The following is a 17,023-nucleotide window of genomic DNA, read 5'->3' on the forward strand; positions in this document are numbered from 1 at the left end:
TGGGGACAGCGATCTCATCGACAACACCCGGACATCGACCATCCACGAGGTCCATGCACCCGCGGGGATGAGGCTCTTGACCGTGCCGAGCGATCCGACTGCTCCTCCCTCGCTATGGCGAGGTCATCTTCCGCACGGGGATGCGGCCAAGACCGGCCGCATCCAGCCCTGATAGTCGATCAGAGAAGGATGCGGTATCGGGCGAAACCAGATTCGCCCTCGCCCACCGGCTCGATCTTGAGCGACTTCACATCGGCGATGAAGTCCTTTGCCTTGACGCCTGTCTCGAAGACGACGCTGCTTCCTGGCAGCGGCGCGAACGACCAGTTGCCATCCGCCGACGGGTTGATGGTGCCTTGGCTGACGACGTAGCGGACGATGACGTCGCGGTTGGTGTCCGGCGCTTCGTAGATGATCTTCGAGGCATTGATGTCGGGAAAGTTGCCACCGCCGCCGGCACGGTAGTTGTTGGTCGCAACGACGAATTTCGCTGCTGGATCAATCGGTTTGCCGTCGAATTTCAGGTCGACAATGCGATTGGAACCGGCATTGGCGACGGCGCCCTTGGCATCGTATTTCGGTGGCTGCGACAAATCTATTTTGTAGGTTACGCCATCTATGACGTCGAAATTATAGGATGGGAATTCGGTGTCGATCAGCGGCTGGTCGGCTTTTCCTGCCTCGATTTTCTTGAAGATGCCGGCCGACATCTCCAGCCATTCCTTGACCTGGGCACCCGTGATCTCAACCGCGCGAACCGTGTTCGGATAGAGATAGAGGTCGGCGACGTTCTTGATTGCGACATCGCCCACCGGCACGTCGGTGTAGTAGTCGGCGCCGTTGCGCCCGCCGGCCTTGAAGGGCGCCGCCGCCGATAACATCGGCACGTCCTTCCACTGGGTGCTCTTCAGGATATCCTTGAGATACCAGCTCTGCGCCTGGTTGACGATCTGCACCGAAGGATCATCGGCCACCAGCGCGAAATAGGAATAGAGCGGCGCCGAGGTCTTGCCGACAGGGCGGCGCACATAGGCGAGCGTCGCCTGGTGGTCCTGCTCGAGAGCAGCGATGATGCGCTTGTCGTCGGCGACAGTCGGCTTGTTCTTGTTGTCGACACGCTCGAAGATCGGCCGCGCCTCCGAGGTCGCCGAGACCACTTTCCACTTCGACCCATCGCGTTCCAGCATCAGGTCGATCAGGCCCATATGCGAGCCCCAGAAACCGCCCATGACGGCGGGCTTGCCCTGCAGCGTACCCTTCTGTGTATCAACGCCCTCGAGCCCCTGGAAATCCTTCTTGCCGGGAAAGACCAGGTGCTGGTGGCCGGTGAAGACCGCGTCGATGCCTTCGACGCCGGCGACGAAGAACGAGGCGTTCTCCATCATGTCACCCTGCTTGACGTCGATGCCGGAATGCGAGAGCGCGATGACGATGTCGGCGCCCTCCTCCTTCATCTGCGGCACCCAGGCCTTCGCCGCTTCGACGATGTCGCGCGTCTTGACGTTGCCTTCGAGATTCTTGAGATCCCAGACCATGACCTGCGGCGGTACGAAGCCGATGATGCCGATTTTGATCGGTTGCTCGGTGCCTGAACCGTCCTTGATCTTCTTGTCCAGGATTATGTAGGGCTTGAGGTAGAGCTTGTCGTCGCGCGGATTGGCGGCAAGCTCGGTGCCCCGGATCAGATTGGCGCAGACGAACGGGAAATTGGCGCCGGCCAGTACCTTGTCCAGGAAGGACAGGCCGTAGTTGAACTCGTGGTTGCCAAGTGTCGAACACTCGTAACCGAGCAGGTTCATGCCTTTCATGATCGGATGGAGATCGCCCTCCTTCAGGCCCTTCTCATAGGCAATGTAGTCGCCCATCGGGTTGCCCTGCAAAAGGTCGCCATTGTCGATCAGCATCGAATTGGCGGCTTCCTTGCGCACCGCGTCGATGAGGGACGCCGTGCGCGACAGGCCCATCGTGTCATTGGCTTTGTCGGCGTAATAATCATAGGGCAGCACGTTCACATGGATATCGGTGGTCTCCATGATCCTCAGATGCGCCTGGTTGGCCTGCGCACGGGCGGAGAAGGGATGAAGCATGATCAGCGCCCCTGTGGCGGCGACCCCCGCAAGGAGACCACGGCGAGAGACGGGATGGAGCAGTTGCGACATGTTTTCTCCTTCTTCGACGACCTGACATGCCCCTGCCCCGAAGCGAACTTCGCGCTGAAATCGGCTCAAGTCCACTCAAGAAGTCGCGCGCATCGGCACGCCAATCCATCAGCAACAGATGACGGCCGGATGAAAGGCTCGGTGAAGAAAGTCAGGTCTTGTCGTCGTCGCCCTGGGTAATCAGCCGGGCGCTGCGCTGGCCCGTGACATAGATCCATAGCCAGCTCAGCGAAACGGCAAGCCGGTTGCGGAAACCGATCAGGAAATAGATATGCGCAATGCCCCACAGCCACCAGGCGAGCCAGCCGGTCAGCTTGATCCAGCCGAAATCGATCGCGGCGGCGCGCTTGCCGATCGTCGCCAGATCACCGGCATGCTTGTAGTGGAAAGGCCGCGGCCCCGTGTCGCCGGCAAGCCTGGCCCTGACGGTCGCGGCAACATGGCGGCCCTCCTGCTTGGCGGAAGGCGCCACGCCGGGCACCGGCCGCCCGTCGGGCCGCAGCACAAGGGCGGCGTCGCCGATGACAAAAATCTCCGGGCTGCCGGGCACGCTGAGATCAGGCTCGACCAATACCCTGCCGGCCCGGTCCGCGTTCGCGCCCAGCCATTCAGCGGCGGGCGAAGCGGCAACGCCGGCTGCCCACAGGATCGTGCGGGCCGGCAGAACGGTATCGCCAAAAACCACGCCTTCGGCATCGCAGCGCGTAACGGCCCGGCCAAGCTCGACCACAACACCAAGCCGCTCCAGCGCCTTCCCGGCATAATTGGAGAGCTTCGGCGCGAAATTGGCCAGGATGCTGTCGCCGGCCTCGATCAGCACCACGCGCGTCTGGCGCGTGTCGATGTTGCGGAATTCGCCGCGCAGCGTGTCATGCGCCAGTTCGGCAATGGTTCCGGCAAGTTCGACGCCGGTCGGCCCGCCGCCGACGATGGCAATGGTCAGCAGCGCCTGGCGCCTGGCAGGGTCGGGTTCCCGTTCCGCCTGCTCGAAGGCCAGAAGGATGCGGCGCCGAATGGTGGTGGCGTCCTCCAGCGTCTTCAGGCCCGGCGCGAAAGGCTCCCATTCGTCATGGCCGAAATAGGCGTGCCGCGCGCCGGTGGCGAGCACCAGCGTGTCGTAGGCGACGGCGCTGCCATCATCGAGCACAACACGTTTGCCGGTCCGGTCTACTCCTGTGACATTGGCCAGCAGCGTGGTCACATCCTTGCGCTTGCGCAGGAGATGGCGGATCGGCCAGGCCACCTCCGAGGTCGCCAGCGCCGTGGTTGCCACCTGATAGAGCAGCGGCTGGAACAGATGATGGTTGCGCTTGTCGATCATGGTGATGCGCACCGGCGCGCCAGCCAGCGCGCGGGTGAATTCGAGGCCGCCGAACCCGGCGCCGACGACGACGAGATGATGTCTGGCATCGCTCATTTCATCACCCCTGATGGGCAAGATTGCCTGCCCTGGATGTAGGTGTTTTTGTGCAATGCAACAATGGCAGGACAGTGCCCGAGACTCGTCGTTCCATGTCGTGAACGCACATGTTGTATCGTATCGCGAGGTATAGCGTCATCGAACACGAGATGAGGTGAGGCATGACCAACGATCATGAGGACGAAGGACCGGCGCAGTATTCTTCGCCGCCCTGCTTCATGCATGAACTCGATCCCGCGTTCCAGGCACCACTCAGCGACTGGACCGACGTGAGACGCTGGCGAAAGGCCGAGCGTGAACGCCTGATCGCGGCGCGCCTTGCCGTTTCCGCCGATGCCCGAACCGCAATGTCGCGGCGCATCGCGGAAGGCCTCGACACGATCATCGGTGACATAGCGGGCCGGATGGTCAGCCTTTACTGGCCGTTTCGGGGCGAGCCGGATTTACGGCCATGGATGGCGTCTATCAACGAACGCGATGGCCGCACCGCGCTGCCCATCGTCGTCGAAAAGGGTCAACCGTTGATCTTCCGCGCCTACAAACCGGGCGACCGGTTGGAAAAAGGCGTCTGGAACATCCCGATCCCGGCCGAAGGCGATCCGGTACTGCCGGACATCGTCATCTCGCCCATTGTCGGCATCGATCCGGCAAGCTATCGGCTGGGCTATGGCGGCGGCTTCTTCGACCGCACGCTGGCCGCCATGCCGTTCAAGCCGCTGGTCATCGGCGTTGGCTACGAATTGCAGCGCATCGCGACCATCTATCCGCAACCTCACGACATCCCGATGGATCGGATCGTGACGGAGGCGTAAGAGCCTGTTTGGTCCAATGAGACCGGTCGGATTTCTGGTTACCCCGCGCGGAAGCAGCGCAAATGTCACGTGACAAAAATCCGACTTGGTCGATAAATAATCTGATTTTCAAAGCACGGTGCCGCGGAGGATTGCCTAGACATGCGCCCTGGGGAACCAACACTGTCCGGTCGCTCCTCACAGTGGCTGCTTCACGATGGGTGACAAGATGATCGGGCGTACCATGGCGGCTGCCGTTGCAATCGCTGTTTCCTTTTCGCCCGCGCTCGCGCAACGACATCGTTTGCCGAGCGGTTACAAATGGGGCCGTTGCCTGCTTGTTGTTGACGGTCAGACCCGCATATCCGGAAAATGCTCCTATCAAATCGAGAAGGGCGGCGATTTCAATATCCAGGGACCCCGGCAAGTTTTCGCGGGTATCGACTATCCTGACACGCATAGTGGGGCTGGTGAAATGTCCGAGGATTACTGGGCAGCCGTCTACAAGGACGGCGATATTTGGGACGGCTATGGTAACTCGGATATTCGCGCGACTCACGGTGATGAACGTTGGGAAGACCTTCACCGCGAAGGCGCATGCTATATTGGGAAGGACGTCCGGGTGTGCCTTTGGCGTTAAGCCATTTCCGGCTTTAGCCCCATGGCCGTCCGGTCGACGATTTCACGTAAGGCGAAGGACGAATTGATCTTCGTTACATGCGGCATCGCCGACAGCCATTCCTTGTGGATGCGCTCGTAGTCGACGAGATCCTTGGCCGCGATCCGCAGGATATAGTCGTACTCGCCCGACATCAGGTGGCACGACAGCACGTTCGGACAGCGTTTGATCGCCGCCTCGAAATCCGACAGCGTCTTCTCGAACTGGCCGGAGAGGGATATGTGGACGATCGCCGTCATCTGATGGCCAAGGGCCGCATTGGACAACCGGGCGTGGTAGCCGCGGATGGTTCCGGATTTTTCCAGATTATCAAGCCGGCGCGAACAGGCCGATTGCGACAGGCCGACCTTTTCGGCAAGGGCCGCATTCGGCATCCGGCCATCCTTCTGCAATGTCTCCAGAATGGCGATATCAATCCTGTCGAGCGGCATTCTTCGTGAATCCTGCGAATATACTGCTATTTCGCGCAACGATTATCGAAACCCTCCTGTTCGCGCAAGCGCATTCGCAAACACTTGCGAGCCGATTCATGGTTCACTCCGACAATCAGGGAGTGAGCCCAAAAGGGCCCGGATCAGGAGAAGAAAATGCGCGTCGGCTGCCCCAAGGAAATCAAGAACCACGAATACCGTGTCGGCCTTACGCCGGGTTCGGTCCGCGAATATGTGGCCCACGGCCACGAAGTGCTGGTCGAGGCTGGTGCCGGTGCCGGTATCGGCGCCGACGACAACGCCTATCGTGCTGCAGGCGCCACCATCGCCAAGACCGCCGCCGACGTGTTCGCCAAGTCGGACATGATCGTCAAGGTCAAGGAGCCGCAGCCCAATGAGTGGGTGCAATTGCGCGAAGGCCAGATCCTGTACACCTATCTCCACCTGGCCCCGGATCCGGAGCAGACCAAGGGCCTGCTCGCTTCGGGCGTCACGGCGATCGCCTATGAAACCGTGACCGACGATCGTGGCGGGCTGCCGCTGCTGGCGCCGATGTCGGAAGTCGCGGGTCGCCTGTCGATCCAGGCCGGCGCCACGGCGCTGCAGAAGGCCAATGGCGGCCGCGGCGTGCTGCTTGGCGGCGTGCCCGGCGTGCTGCCAGGCAAGGTCACCGTGCTCGGCGGCGGCGTCGTAGGCCTGCATGCGGCCCGCATGGCCGCCGGCCTTGGCGCCGATGTCACCATCATCGACCGCTCGATCCCGCGTCTGCGCCAGCTCGATGACCTCTTCGCCGGCCGGGTCCACACCCGTTACTCGACCGTCGAGGCGCTCGAGGAAGAATGCTTCTCGGCCGACATCGTCGTCGGCGCCGTGCTCATCCCGGGCGCGGCCGCGCCTAAGCTGGTCACCCGTGAAATGCTGTCCGGCATGAAGAAGGGCTCGGTGCTGGTCGATGTCGCCATCGACCAGGGCGGCTGCTTCGAGACCTCTCATGCGACCACCCACGCCGAGCCGACTTACGAAGTCGACGGCGTTATCCACTACTGCGTCGCCAACATGCCAGGCGCTGTGCCGGTCACTTCGGCCCATGCGCTGAACAACGCAACGCTGCATTACGGCCTGCAGCTCGCCGACAAGGGCCTGAAGGCGCTGGTCGACGACCATCATTTGCGCAACGGCCTCAACGTCCACAAAGGCAAGATCACCAACCGCGCGGTCGCCGAAGCGCTCGGCTACGAACTGGTCGAGCCGAAAGCCGTGCTCGCGGCCTGATACACCCAGAAAAAGTCAACTTACACTTTTGCCCGCCGGTTCGCTCCGGCGGGCTTTTTCTTTTGGCAATGATGCTCCAAACCTGCTTCCCAGGGGATCCATCGAAGCGTGTGCCGTAAGGGCACTTAGCCTCCCGCTGTTGCATTTTTGTCATACCTGTATTGGCCGACTCCCTGCTAGGAACACCCCGGGTTTATTCATTAGGGGTACGGGCTATGTTTGTTCGCATTACTGCGAAATCTATTCTTCTCGGCGCGGTTTCTGTCGTGGCTTTGATGTCGGCGGCTCATGCGGCCGACGTCGTGCAGCCGGTAGAGGCATCCGGTTTTAACTGGAGCGGCGTTTATGTCGGCTTCGGCGTAGGCGCCGGAGCCAACGTCCATAAGTTGAGCAGCGATTTTGCTCCCTTGTCATTGAATGGCATTGGCGGTGAAGGCGTTTACGGCGAACTTACCGCTGGCTACGACTACATGGTCTCGCCCCGCTTCCTACTCGGCGGATTGCTGGACGTCCATGCCGGCGACATCAAAACCAAGCTCGACGCCGGTGGTTTCAACGCCTCGATCCAGGAGACATACGGTTTCGACGCTGGTCTGCGCGTAGGGTATCTGCTTACCCCGAACACGCTGGGCTACGTGCTGGGCGGCTATTCCTGGCAGAAGTACAAGCTTGATTCCAACGCCGGCTTTGGTTTCGATTGGGACCAGAGCGGATATTTCGTCGGTGGTGGTCTCGAAACGGCCATTAACAGCAATTGGACGATCAAGACCGAGTATCGCTATACACGCTTCGGCACCAAGGACGATCTCCTTTCCGAGGCCGGCCTTATCGGGGCTCCGGATGGCCTTCTCAATCTCGATACGTCGCGGCACACATTCCAGGTTGCCGCCAGCTATCGCTTCGGGGCGCAGAACGGTGCCGCCACTTCGTTTGAAACGCCCGCCTATAACTGGTCCGGCTTCTATATCGGTGGCGGTTTGGGCGCGGGTGCGTCGGTGCACCAGATCGAAATCCCACCGCTTGGCGGCGCGAAGTTCAACGGCCTCGGCGGTGAAGGCGTGCTTGGCGAGCTGAATGTCGGCTATGACCACGACTTCGGCAGCTGGGTCGCTGGCATCATGGTGGACGCCCGCTATTCCGGCATGACCTCGAAGCTGGACCTCGGCGGCGGATCGATCAATGTCGATACCGACTACGGTTTCGATGTGCTTGGCCGCGCCGGCATGAAAATGAATGAATCGACCCTCGCCTACGCGCTGGCTGGCTACAGTTGGCAGCATTTCGACTTGAACGCTTCGGACCCGGTCGGCGACATCCTCGATTGGGGCTCCAGCGGTTTCTCTGTTGGTGGTGGTCTGGAAACGGCAATATCCAGCAATGTTACCTTGGGTGTTGAGTATCGCTACTCGCAATTCGCCAAGAAAGATTTCTCATCCGAGGTGGGGCTGCCTGACGACTCCATTACCTCTACGTCGTCCTTCCATACCGTGCGTATCGGCGCGAAGTACAAGTTCAACTAAGCCCTCCAGGCAAACCTACAAAAAGCCCGCCGGCGTTGCCGGCGGGCTTTTTCGTTGCTTGAGATATGGCGCGGTGAAATCTGGGCAACAAAAAAGCGGAGCCAAAGCCCCGCTTCCTCGATATCGAGATTGCCGCCGGTTCATCCGCGGTCGGCCAATCGATCGACAATGGCTTTCTAGCGCGTTCGTGCGACAGCAGTGCGACAGAAGCTTTCTATCGCCAATCCCTGGCCCTCACGCGCGCTCGATCCGGCATTGGTAGCAATTGTTGCGCGCCGAGCGGACATGCACATAGGCAATGTCTTCACGCTCAAACAGGGTTTCCGCCCGCGCTACTATAGCGTCGGTTGGGATGACGCCGCCGCTGCCATAGACAATGCGGTCGTCCTTGCCGTAGCCGCGCACGATATAGTCGGCGCTTTCCAGTATCTCGGGAATGATCTCCGCCTCAACAGCGCGTTCGCATTCCTGCGCGTGCAGGAAGATGGGGCCCGTCTCGGCATAAGGCTGAAGCTGCGGGAACGGCCGGTAGGCCAGGACGAGGTAGTCATCGCCGGCGGCGATGTTCTTCAAACAATGCCGGCAAGGCATGCCGTCACCGTCGGAAACCTGGCGCTCGGGCGTGTTGCCATAGGCGTCTGGCCCACCCCCCTGCAGCGCTTGCACATCTTCGGTCGGCAGAGCTTTGAACTGGATGGTCATCGCATGATCTCCGGTGTGGTTGAGCGGAAATTATGCTTCCCCTTCGATGCTTCCCACCCGATTCCTGCCAAGAGTCGAGGGCCGACCTGCGGTCGGCAAATCGGGCCCGAGACCAAATGGGATAAGCGCCGATATTGCCAGCCGGGACAATATAAGCCGGCTAATCAGTTTGAATCGGCGCCTGCGTTCAGCGGATGAAATCGTCGAAGCGGCGCAATGTCACCCGGCGATTCTGCCAGTTCTCGCTCTGAGTCGGCACCAGCAGGAATTCCTCGCCGTAACCGACAGTCTCCAATGCATAACCGGGCACGCCGAATTCACGCACCAGCGTGCGCTTCAGCGAAGCGGCGCGCTGTTCGGAAAGAACCTGATTCGACTGAAACGATCCGACAGCGTCGGTATGACCCTCGATGAGCACACGCGCGCCGGGGTCGCGACGCAGGATGCGGCGCAGCGCATCGGCGATGTTATCGATCTTGTTATACTGCGAACTGGAAATCGCCGCGGAGCCAAAGGCGAAATTGATCGACTGGATATCGATCGAGCGCGCCATGCGGCGCAGGTCCGGCCGGCGCTTGAATTCACGGATGGTGACGCGCTCGTTCGGCCGCAGCTTGACCCGGGGTGCCGCCTCGAGCTTTCGCTCGATCGTCGCGGCCGAGGGCGTCGTCGCCTGGGCAGCGGCAAGGCTCGGCATGGCAATCGCCGCAATCAGCGCGGCGGCAAGAGTACGTCGGGTCAGCATGTCTTTCTCCTTCGGCCTCGGCCGCATTGGCAATGCGGGCAACATGCCAAAGACAGGCTGAAGCGCCGATGAACGGAAGGTTCAGATTCCGGCTGGAGTTACGGCCGCATGACGCTTGCCGAGCGCTCGGCGAAAGGCAGGGGATGCACGATTTCCTTCTTCTGCGCGACCGGCTTGAAACCAAGCTTCTGGTAGAGCGGCAGGGCTGCGGGGTGGTCGAGCGTGCAGGTCTGCACCGTCACCCTTTTCGGCCCATGCGACCATGCCGCGGCAATCGCCGAGCCAAGGAACCAGCGGCCGATGCCTTGCCCGGTGGCGTGTTCCATCATGCCGAAATAGGCGAGCTCGACTTCCTCAGGCAGATGCGGCTTGAGGTCGAAGAAGCCTGCCGGCGAGCCGTCGAGATAGAGCACCCTGATGTCGCGATCCTCGCGGTGGATTCCGGCCGACAGCTCATCGTCATTCAGCCTCAGAACATTGACCCAGTGCCATTTGCGCCCCACCCGGTCCATCAGGTAGCGGTAGAAATGCAAGGGGATGTCCCTGGTCTTCAGCAGTGCGACCTGGCGGTTGTAGGGCACCGGTGGCGAGGCGGCCGGAGGTGCATGCATTTCGAGAAAAGTCACCGTGACTTCAATGTCCTGCAGCACTCCGTTTTCCATCAATTCATTCCTTGCCGGTAGTGGCTGGGCCGGTCACGACTGGCGTATCGGGCAATCCGCCCCACTCGGTCCATGAGCCGTCATAAAGCCTGTTGTCGGTGTGGCCAACCGTCTCCAGTGCCAGCGTGACCACCGCGGCCGTGACACCGGAGCCGCAGGATGTGACAACGGGCTTCGACAGGTCGATGCCGGCGTCCTCAATCACCTTGCGCAAACGGTCCTTCGGCAGCAGCCTGCCGTTTTCGGAAAGCGCCGAATAGGGGATATTGCGTGCCCCCGGCATGTGGCCGGAGCGGATGCCAACGCGGGGCTCGGGCTCTGAACCGGTAAAGCGCCCTGCCCCACGCGCGTCGGCAATCTGGCTTGCCCCCGTATCGACGATCCGGCGCATGTCGGCTAGGCCGACGACGCGACCAGCGTCGAAATCGGCATGAAAGACACTTGGCGCGATCTTGGTCGGTTCGGCCGTTATCGGCCGGCCGGACGCCTTCCAGCCATCGAAGCCGCCGTCCAGAATATAGGTCTGGAAGACGCCCATGACGCGGAACATCCACCATGCCCGGGGCGCGGAGAAAAAGCCTGGGCCATCATAGACGACGATGGTGTCATCCGCAGAAACGCCCATCGCGCCGACATACTGAGCAAAATGCTGCGGCGATGCGAGCGTATGCGGCAAGGCGGCGTCGGGGTCCGAAACGGCATCCTGGTCCAGGAAACGGGCGCCTGGAATATGGGCTGCATCATACTCGGCGCGCGCGTCGCGTTTTTGCGCCGGCAGATACCAGGAGGCGTCTACGATCGTCAGGCCCGGCTGGCCCAACCGCTCCTGCAGCCAGTCCGCATCGACGGTGAAAGCGCTGTCTTCGGCCATCTTTTCTCCTGCCGCTCTTTGACGGTGTCTGTCTGTTCAATTTACCGGCATCGGGCCGAAGCGGATGCGGAAGCGCCTGTTTTCCCGGCCCTTCTTCTCGATCTTGCCGATGTGGATTTCGCCGATCTCGCCGGTGCTCTTCACATGGGTACCGCCGCAGGGCTGGCTGTCCACCGAGGCGTTCTCACCGATGCAGACGAGACGGATCTTGCCCGTGCCAACAGGCGGTCTGACATTCTTGGATTTTACCAGGCCGGGATTGGCGCCCAATTCCCCGTCGCTGATCAGCCTGGTAAAGATGGGATGATCAGCCTGCACCAGGTCCATCATGCCGGCAGTCACCTCTTCCTTGGTGAAGCTGGCGTCCGGAATGTCGAAATCGACACGGCTGTCGTCCTCGGAGACCGCCGCCCCGGTGATCGGGAATGGACAGACGACTGTCAGCAGATGGCAGGCAGCGTGCATGCGCATCAGCAGGTGCCGGCGCTCCCAGTCGATCTGCAGGTTCACGCGCTCACCGATCCGCAGCATGGCCTGCTCCGACGCCGGCACATGGATGATCTCGTCCTTGGTCTCGCCGGTGATCGTGGCGGCGATCGCGATGCGGCTGCCATCGGCACGTTCGATATGACCAGTGTCGCCCGGCTGCCCGCCCGAGGTTGCGTAGAAGATCGTCCGGTCGAGAATGATGCCGCCGCGCTCATTGATGGCGACGACCGTGGCGTCAGCCGTCCTGAGATAGGCATCGTCGCGAAACAGCGCTTCCGTCTTGTGCGCCATCACGCAACCTTTTCGAACGGCACCGAGATCTTGCTCTGCAGTTCCATCCAGCCCGGCACCGGCAGCTTCTTGTCGCGCAGGAAGTCAGGGTTGAACAATTTCGACTGATAGCGCGTGCCGTAGTCGCAAAGGATGGTCACGATGGTGTGGCCCGGGCCCAATTCCCTGGCCAGCCGCATCGCGCCGGCAATGTTGATGCCGGTCGAGCCGCCGACGCACAGGCCTTCCTCCTGGATCAGGTCGAAGACGATCGGCAGCGCGTCCTCGTCCTTGATCTGGTAGGAGAAGTCAGGCGTGAAACCTTCGAGATTGGCGGTGATGCGCCCCTGCCCGATGCCCTCGGTGATCGAACTGCCTTCGGACTTCAGCTCACCGCTGGTGTAGAAACTGTAGAGCGCGGCGCCAAGAGGGTCGGCGAGCGCAATCTTGACGTTCTTGCTCTTGGCCTTCAATCCGAGCCCGACACCGGCCAGCGTTCCACCCGAACCCACCGCCGAGACAAAACCGTCGACCTTGCCGCCGGTCTGGGTCCAGATTTCCTCGGCCGTGGTGCGGATATGGCCATCGCGGTTGGCGACATTGTCGAACTGGTTGGCCCAGATGGCGCCGTTCGGCTCGCTCCTCGCCATCTGCTCGGCCAGCCGTCCCGACAGTTTCACGTAATTGTTGGGGTTCTTGTAGGGCACGGCCGGCACTTCGATCAGCTCGGCGCCGAGCAGCCGGATCGTATCCTTCTTTTCCTGGCTTTGCGTATCCGGGATGACGATGACGGTGCGGTAGCCGAGCGCCTTGGCGACGAGCGTCAGCCCGATGCCGGTGTTGCCGGCTGTCCCCTCGACGATGACACCGCCCGGCTTCAACAGGCCACGTTGTTCGGCGTCGCGGATGATGAACAGGCCGGCGCGATCCTTGACCGACTGTCCCGGATTCATGAACTCGGCCTTGCCCAGGATCTCGCAGCCGGTTTCCTCGGAAGCTTTGTTGAGGCGGATCAGAGGCGTGTTGCCGATCGCGTCGATCACAGAACGGGCCATTCAGGATTCCTTGTGTACATGCGCCGAAACCCTAGAAACCCAACGCTGCGGTTTCAAGGCAAGAATTCGTCTGGTCCAGTCGCATTTCCGGCCCTGCGGGTGCCGACCTTGCCGCGACCGGGCTCGATATCACACAGTTCATTTGCACCTGTGGTGGAAAAGCACTCTTTTCATTCGATTTCTTCGCCGCTAGAGCAAGGCACCAACAACTCGGCAGGGCGCAGCATGACACTCTATCGGGCCGATCCGAAACACGGCGTCGCCTGGGTCACGGGCGGCAGCAGCGGCATTGGCCGTTCGCTGGCCAGGGACCTGGCGTCACAAGGCTATGCGGTGGCGGTGACAGCGCTGGACGACGATCCGATCGACACGCTCATCGTCGAGACCGCGCAGATGCCGGGCAAGGTCGTGTCCTTTCCCTGCGACGTCACCGACGAGCCGCGCATGGCGAGAACGGTCGCCGCGATCGAGAAGGACCTCGGACCGATCGTGCTCGCCATATTCAATGCTGGAAATTACATCTCGACACCCGGCGAATCCCTCGTCGTCAAGGACTTCCGCCGCTCCTTCGAGGTCAACTATTTCGGCATCATCAATGGGCTGGTGCCTGTCGTCGAGCATATGCGGGTGCGCGCGCGCGGCCATGTCGTTCTGGTCGGCTCGGTGACCGCCTATTTTGGCTGGCCGACCACGGCCGCCTATGGCGGCACCAAGGCGGCCATCAACATCCTGGCCGAGTCGCTGAAGTATGATTTCGACAAGATGAACATCCGCGTTCAGGTGATCAATCCCGGGTTTGTCGATACGCCATTGACCGAAAAGAACATGCTGCCGATGCCGGGCCTGATGCCGGTCGGCCGCGCGACCCGCCGCATGGTGCGGGGCATCAAGTCCGGTGGCTTCGAAGTGACGTTCCCTTACCGGACGAGCTGGCCGCTGAAAATTCTTGGCATGCTGCCAAGGCCTTTATGCCGATGGGTGATCATCCTGACGACCAGCTGGAAGGCACGGCCGCTGCATTACGAGCGCAAACCGCCCAACGAATAGATGCCCACAGGATTGCTGGCATGGCTGCCTGAACGGCCGTTGCCTGTCCATGGCCACCGCCATAGGTTGAATATTGTTGCGTGGAGTCTGCGATGGGGCGACGGATCGTGCTTGCTGTGCTGGGCCTGGTCGCCATCCTTGCACTGACCTTCGTACTGGGTCCACGCGTAGCGATCGACACCACGATCCGCTTCGATCCTTCCGTCATCGGCGACGACCCACAAGCCTATGTGGCAAAAGTGGAGGCCACCGTACCCAATATCCGAGACGGGTTGGAAAAGGAGATCGTCTGGGCCAACCCGATGGTGCATGCCAAGACCCCGCTGTCGATCGTCTACATCCACGGCTTTTCCGCCTCGAAGGGCGAGGTGCGCCCGCTACCTGACGACGTGGCCGACCAGCTCGACGCCAACCTGTTCTACACCCGCCTCACCGGTCATGGCCAAGACGGCGAAGCGATGACGCAAGGCAGCGTCAATGCCTGGATCAACGACTATGAGGAGGCGATCGCCATCGGCCGGGCAATCGGCGACAAGGTGATCGTCATCTCGACGTCGACCGGCGGCTCGCTGGCGGCCTGGGCGGCGACGCAGCCCGGGGCATCCGAGGGTGTGGCGGCCATTGCATTCATCTCGCCCAATTTCGGCGTGACGGCATCCGGCGCCGAGATCCTGACCATGCCCTGGGGCAAGCAGATCGCCGAACTCGTCGCCGGCAAGGAGCGCAGCTTGGTGCCACGCAATGCGCTGCATGAGAAATTGTGGACCACCAGATATCCGATCGCCGCGACGATGCCGATGCAGGCCCTGACCGAGCTTGCCTATGGCGCGCCTGTGGAGAAGGCGACCATCCCTGCCCTGTTCATCTTCTCGGATATCGACAAGGTAGTACGGCCCGACCGCACCCGCGAAATCGCCGCGCGCTGGGGCGGCGCGCATGAGCTGGTGCCCATGGAAAGCACCGGCGATCCCGACAATCATGTCATTGCCGGCGACGCGCTGTCGCCATCCACCACGGCGTTCCTGGCGCAACGGATTGCCGTCTGGATCGAAGCGGTGGCGAAATAGGCTTCAAGAAGAAGAGGGCGGTCGAAGCATTGCCTCGGCCGCCCTCTTCTTTGTTATCCGGTCAACCAGCCAACCCCAGGGATGGAGGCGTCCGTGAGGCCTATCAAGCAGCCCGCGCTGCCGGACGCTTGCCGCCGAAGCGGCGCTTGTTGTTGCCCTTGAAGGGCTTGGCGCCTTCGGGCTTGCGCTCGCCGGCAAAGGCCGGCTTGTCGCCGAAGCGCTTCTTGCCGAAGCCGTTGTTCTGCTTCTTCTCGCCGCCCGGCCGCCGGCCGTCGCGACGGCCGTTACGGTCGCTGCGATCGTTGGCGGGTTCGAAGCGCTCGTTCTTCTCAGCCGGATTGCGTGCCGGATCGGGGCTGCCGAGATGGTCGGCAACAACAGGCAGCTTGGTGCGGATGATCCGCTCGACCTGGCGCAGCTTGCTGTTCTCCGAAGGATCGCAAAGCGTGATCGCGATGCCATCCATGCCGTTGCGGCCGGTGCGGCCGATACGGTGGACGTAGCTTTCCGCCTCATCCGGAAGGTCGAAATTCACGACATGGCTGATGCCGGGCACGTCGATGCCACGCGCCGCGATGTCGGTCGCGACCAGAATGCGCACCGAGCCGTCACGGAAGTCATTCAGCGCCTTCTGACGAGCATTCTGCGACTTGTTGCCATGGATGACGGCGGCCTTGAAGCCGTCGCGCTCGAGGTCCTTGGTCACCCGGTCCGCACCATGCTTGGTGCGCGAAAAGATGATGACGGACTTCATCGCCGCGTCAGCGAGCATCGTCGACAGAACCTGGCGCTTCTGCTTGGTGCGGGCGAAGACGACGCCCTGCACGATCTCGGCCGCCGCGGTGCTTTGCGGCGAAACTTCAATGCGGACCGGGTTCTTCAGGAGGCCCTTGGCGAGCTCGGCGATCTCGTCCGGCATGGTGGCCGAGAACAGTGCCGTCTGGCGGTCGGGCGCGGTCGCCTTGGCAATGCGCTTGACGTCATTGATGAAGCCCATGTCGAGCATGCGATCGCCCTCATCCAGCACCAGCCATTTGGTGTCCGAGAGGATGAGGTCGCCCTCGCGCACGAGGTCGGTCAAGCGGCCGGGCGTGGCGATGAGGATATCGACGCCGGGAGCAACCTTCTTCACCTGGCTGAAGCGCGAGACGCCGCCCAGTACGAGTGCCGTCGAGACATGCGCGCCCTTGGCGAGGATCTTGATCGTGTCCTCGATCTGCACGGCGAGTTCACGGGTCGGCGCCAGGATCAGCGCACGGGTCGTCTTGGCGCGCCGCTTGGTGCCGAGCGCGATGATCTTCGACAGGATCGGCAGCGCGAAGGCCGCGGTCTTGCCGGAGCCGGTCTGCGCGATGCCGAAAATGTCACGGCCTTCCAGCTGCGGCGGGATCGCCTGCATCTGGATCGGCTTCGGTTCGGCGAAGCCGGCATTGTGGGTTGCCTTGAGCAGCGCACCCGTAATTCCCAGCGCCGCGAAACCGGAGAGTTCCGCGGTTTCATTGCCGGGCAAAGTGTTTTCGTTGGTCAAAATAATCTTCTTTCACGCGGCCTCTGGCCGCAAACATCAATGGCGGCAGGGCGCAACCTGCCGTCGGATAAACTGTCATGGAACGACAAGGCGGCGGACAGGATTGTCCGCGCGGCTGCGCTGTCGTGCCCGCAGGCATCATGCCACGGGGCTTTTTCGCCACTTTGTGATGTACCGGAAAGAGGGGCCGATATACCGGAAAGAGGGAAAACAGACGCAACCAGTCTCATTCGTCGAGAAGGCCGGTGAGTCCGGCCCAAGCGCCTATGCCGCTGCATATGGCTGAGTTCGCCCCGAAATGCAAGGGCTCCATGT

General features: G+C 61.7%; 16 protein-coding genes. 6 read left to right on the top strand and 10 right to left on the bottom strand.

The annotated features are described in order from the left end of the window. Positions 1-179: 179 nt before the first annotated feature. Together EN824_RS07810 and EN824_RS07815 are read right to left on the bottom strand one after the other, a co-directional pair. On the bottom strand, positions 180-2,159 hold the full coding sequence (locus tag EN824_RS07810; RefSeq protein ID WP_135928751.1) for a bifunctional 2',3'-cyclic-nucleotide 2'-phosphodiesterase/3'-nucleotidase: 1,980 nt from the start codon (positions 2,157-2,159) through the stop codon (positions 180-182). Positions 2,160-2,310: 151 nt separating this feature from the next. Continuing rightward, positions 2,311-3,576, bottom strand: coding sequence for an NAD(P)/FAD-dependent oxidoreductase (locus tag EN824_RS07815; RefSeq protein WP_135928752.1), 1,266 nt, complete (start codon positions 3,574-3,576; stop codon positions 2,311-2,313). Between the two features lie 164 nt (positions 3,577-3,740). Here EN824_RS07815 and EN824_RS07820 point away from each other — a divergent pair, with 164 nt between their 5' ends. Together EN824_RS07820 and EN824_RS07825 are read left to right on the top strand one after the other, a co-directional pair. Further along, the gene (locus EN824_RS07820) at positions 3,741-4,391 is read left to right on the top strand and encodes a 5-formyltetrahydrofolate cyclo-ligase (protein ID WP_127280883.1); all 651 of its coding nucleotides are present in this window, start codon (positions 3,741-3,743) and stop codon (positions 4,389-4,391) included. Between the two features lie 196 nt (positions 4,392-4,587). After that, positions 4,588-5,010: a hypothetical protein gene (locus EN824_RS07825; RefSeq protein WP_127280884.1), complete on the top strand. Its 423-nt coding sequence runs from the start codon at positions 4,588-4,590 to the stop codon at positions 5,008-5,010. On the opposite strand, the gene EN824_RS07830 is transcribed toward EN824_RS07825, so the two are convergent. After that, positions 5,007-5,480, bottom strand: coding sequence for an Lrp/AsnC family transcriptional regulator (locus tag EN824_RS07830; RefSeq protein ID WP_015317948.1), 474 nt, complete (start codon positions 5,478-5,480; stop codon positions 5,007-5,009). The two genes, EN824_RS07825 and EN824_RS07830, sit on opposite strands and share 4 nt — an antisense overlap. 156 nt (positions 5,481-5,636) lie before the next feature. On the opposite strand from EN824_RS07830, the gene ald reads away from it, so the two are divergent. Both ald and EN824_RS07840 read left to right on the top strand, forming a co-directional pair. After that, on the top strand, positions 5,637-6,752 hold the full coding sequence (gene ald, locus EN824_RS07835) for an alanine dehydrogenase (protein ID WP_019858003.1): 1,116 nt from the start codon (positions 5,637-5,639) through the stop codon (positions 6,750-6,752). Positions 6,753-6,967: 215 nt separating this feature from the next. Next, entirely contained in the window at positions 6,968-8,272 is a 1,305-nt protein-coding gene (locus EN824_RS07840) for an outer membrane beta-barrel protein (protein WP_127869344.1), read from the top strand. Positions 8,273-8,506: 234 nt separating this feature from the next. On the opposite strand, the gene EN824_RS07845 is transcribed toward EN824_RS07840, so the two are convergent. The 6 genes from EN824_RS07845 to EN824_RS07870 all read right to left on the bottom strand — a co-directional run bounded on the left by EN824_RS07845 (position 8,507) and on the right by EN824_RS07870 (position 13,066). After that, positions 8,507-8,974 (bottom strand): DUF1203 domain-containing protein, encoded by a 468-nt coding sequence (locus EN824_RS07845; RefSeq protein ID WP_127869345.1) that lies wholly within the window; start codon positions 8,972-8,974, stop codon positions 8,507-8,509. Between the two features lie 187 nt (positions 8,975-9,161). Further along, positions 9,162-9,719, bottom strand: a complete 558-nt coding sequence (locus EN824_RS07850) for an OmpA family protein (RefSeq protein WP_127869346.1) — start codon at positions 9,717-9,719, stop codon at positions 9,162-9,164. A gap of 98 nt (positions 9,720-9,817) precedes the next feature. Next, positions 9,818-10,381 carry a GNAT family N-acetyltransferase gene (locus EN824_RS07855; protein WP_127280900.1) on the bottom strand — a complete coding sequence of 188 codons (564 nt, stop codon included), beginning with the start codon at positions 10,379-10,381 and terminating at the stop codon, positions 9,818-9,820. A 4-nt stretch (positions 10,382-10,385) separates the two neighbouring features. Further along, positions 10,386-11,252 carry a 3-mercaptopyruvate sulfurtransferase gene (gene sseA, locus EN824_RS07860; protein WP_127280901.1) on the bottom strand — a complete coding sequence of 289 codons (867 nt, stop codon included), beginning with the start codon at positions 11,250-11,252 and terminating at the stop codon, positions 10,386-10,388. A gap of 36 nt (positions 11,253-11,288) precedes the next feature. Then, complete coding sequence (locus EN824_RS07865) at positions 11,289-12,032, bottom strand: alanyl-tRNA editing protein (RefSeq protein ID WP_127280902.1); 744 nt, start codon at positions 12,030-12,032, stop codon at positions 11,289-11,291. Continuing rightward, positions 12,032-13,066, bottom strand: a complete 1,035-nt coding sequence (locus EN824_RS07870; protein ID WP_135932079.1) for a cysteine synthase A — start codon at positions 13,064-13,066, stop codon at positions 12,032-12,034. The genes EN824_RS07865 and EN824_RS07870 overlap by 1 nt, the downstream gene beginning before the upstream one ends. Positions 13,067-13,291: 225 nt before the next feature. Between EN824_RS07870 and EN824_RS07875 the strand changes: the two genes are divergently transcribed. Continuing rightward, positions 13,292-14,113 (top strand): SDR family oxidoreductase, encoded by an 822-nt coding sequence (locus EN824_RS07875; protein ID WP_127280474.1) that lies wholly within the window; start codon positions 13,292-13,294, stop codon positions 14,111-14,113. A gap of 92 nt (positions 14,114-14,205) precedes the next feature. Further along, positions 14,206-15,180, top strand: coding sequence for an alpha/beta fold hydrolase (locus EN824_RS07880; protein WP_135932080.1), 975 nt, complete (start codon positions 14,206-14,208; stop codon positions 15,178-15,180). 103 nt (positions 15,181-15,283) lie between these two features. Here the strand turns inward: EN824_RS07880 and EN824_RS07885 are convergent, their stop codons facing one another. Then, a complete protein-coding gene (locus EN824_RS07885) occupies positions 15,284-16,708 on the bottom strand; it encodes a DEAD/DEAH box helicase (protein ID WP_127869350.1) in 1,425 nt (474 codons plus the stop codon). Between the last annotated feature and the right edge of the window lie 315 nt (positions 16,709-17,023).

Origin of the sequence: Mesorhizobium sp. M8A.F.Ca.ET.181.01.1.1 (assembly GCF_004792025.1) — a bacterium.
GTDB lineage: Bacteria > Pseudomonadota > Alphaproteobacteria > Rhizobiales > Rhizobiaceae > Mesorhizobium.

What these genes read in the sequence shown, in the direction of transcription:
- EN824_RS07870 (WP_135932079.1), bottom strand. Translation starts at nt 13,066, where the DNA reads ATGGCCCGTTCTGTGATCGACGCGATCGGCAACACGCCTCTGATCCGC.
- EN824_RS07855 (WP_127280900.1), bottom strand. Translation starts at nt 10,381, where the DNA reads ATGGAAAACGGAGTGCTGCAGGACATTGAAGTCACGGTGACTTTTCTC.
- EN824_RS07880 (WP_135932080.1), top strand. Translation starts at nt 14,206, where the DNA reads ATGGGGCGACGGATCGTGCTTGCTGTGCTGGGCCTGGTCGCCATCCTT.
- EN824_RS07845 (WP_127869345.1), bottom strand. Translation starts at nt 8,974, where the DNA reads ATGACCATCCAGTTCAAAGCTCTGCCGACCGAAGATGTGCAAGCGCTG.
- EN824_RS07815 (WP_135928752.1), bottom strand. Translation starts at nt 3,576, where the DNA reads ATGAGCGATGCCAGACATCATCTCGTCGTCGTCGGCGCCGGGTTCGGC.
- EN824_RS07810 (WP_135928751.1), bottom strand. Translation starts at nt 2,159, where the DNA reads ATGTCGCAACTGCTCCATCCCGTCTCTCGCCGTGGTCTCCTTGCGGGG.
- EN824_RS07875 (WP_127280474.1), top strand. Translation starts at nt 13,292, where the DNA reads ATGACACTCTATCGGGCCGATCCGAAACACGGCGTCGCCTGGGTCACG.
- EN824_RS07840 (WP_127869344.1), top strand. Translation starts at nt 6,968, where the DNA reads ATGTTTGTTCGCATTACTGCGAAATCTATTCTTCTCGGCGCGGTTTCT.
- EN824_RS07825 (WP_127280884.1), top strand. Translation starts at nt 4,588, where the DNA reads ATGGGTGACAAGATGATCGGGCGTACCATGGCGGCTGCCGTTGCAATC.
- ald (WP_019858003.1), top strand. Translation starts at nt 5,637, where the DNA reads ATGCGCGTCGGCTGCCCCAAGGAAATCAAGAACCACGAATACCGTGTC.
- EN824_RS07830 (WP_015317948.1), bottom strand. Translation starts at nt 5,480, where the DNA reads ATGCCGCTCGACAGGATTGATATCGCCATTCTGGAGACATTGCAGAAG.
- EN824_RS07820 (WP_127280883.1), top strand. Translation starts at nt 3,741, where the DNA reads ATGACCAACGATCATGAGGACGAAGGACCGGCGCAGTATTCTTCGCCG.
- EN824_RS07865 (WP_127280902.1), bottom strand. Translation starts at nt 12,032, where the DNA reads ATGGCGCACAAGACGGAAGCGCTGTTTCGCGACGATGCCTATCTCAGG.
- sseA (WP_127280901.1), bottom strand. Translation starts at nt 11,252, where the DNA reads ATGGCCGAAGACAGCGCTTTCACCGTCGATGCGGACTGGCTGCAGGAG.
- EN824_RS07850 (WP_127869346.1), bottom strand. Translation starts at nt 9,719, where the DNA reads ATGCTGACCCGACGTACTCTTGCCGCCGCGCTGATTGCGGCGATTGCC.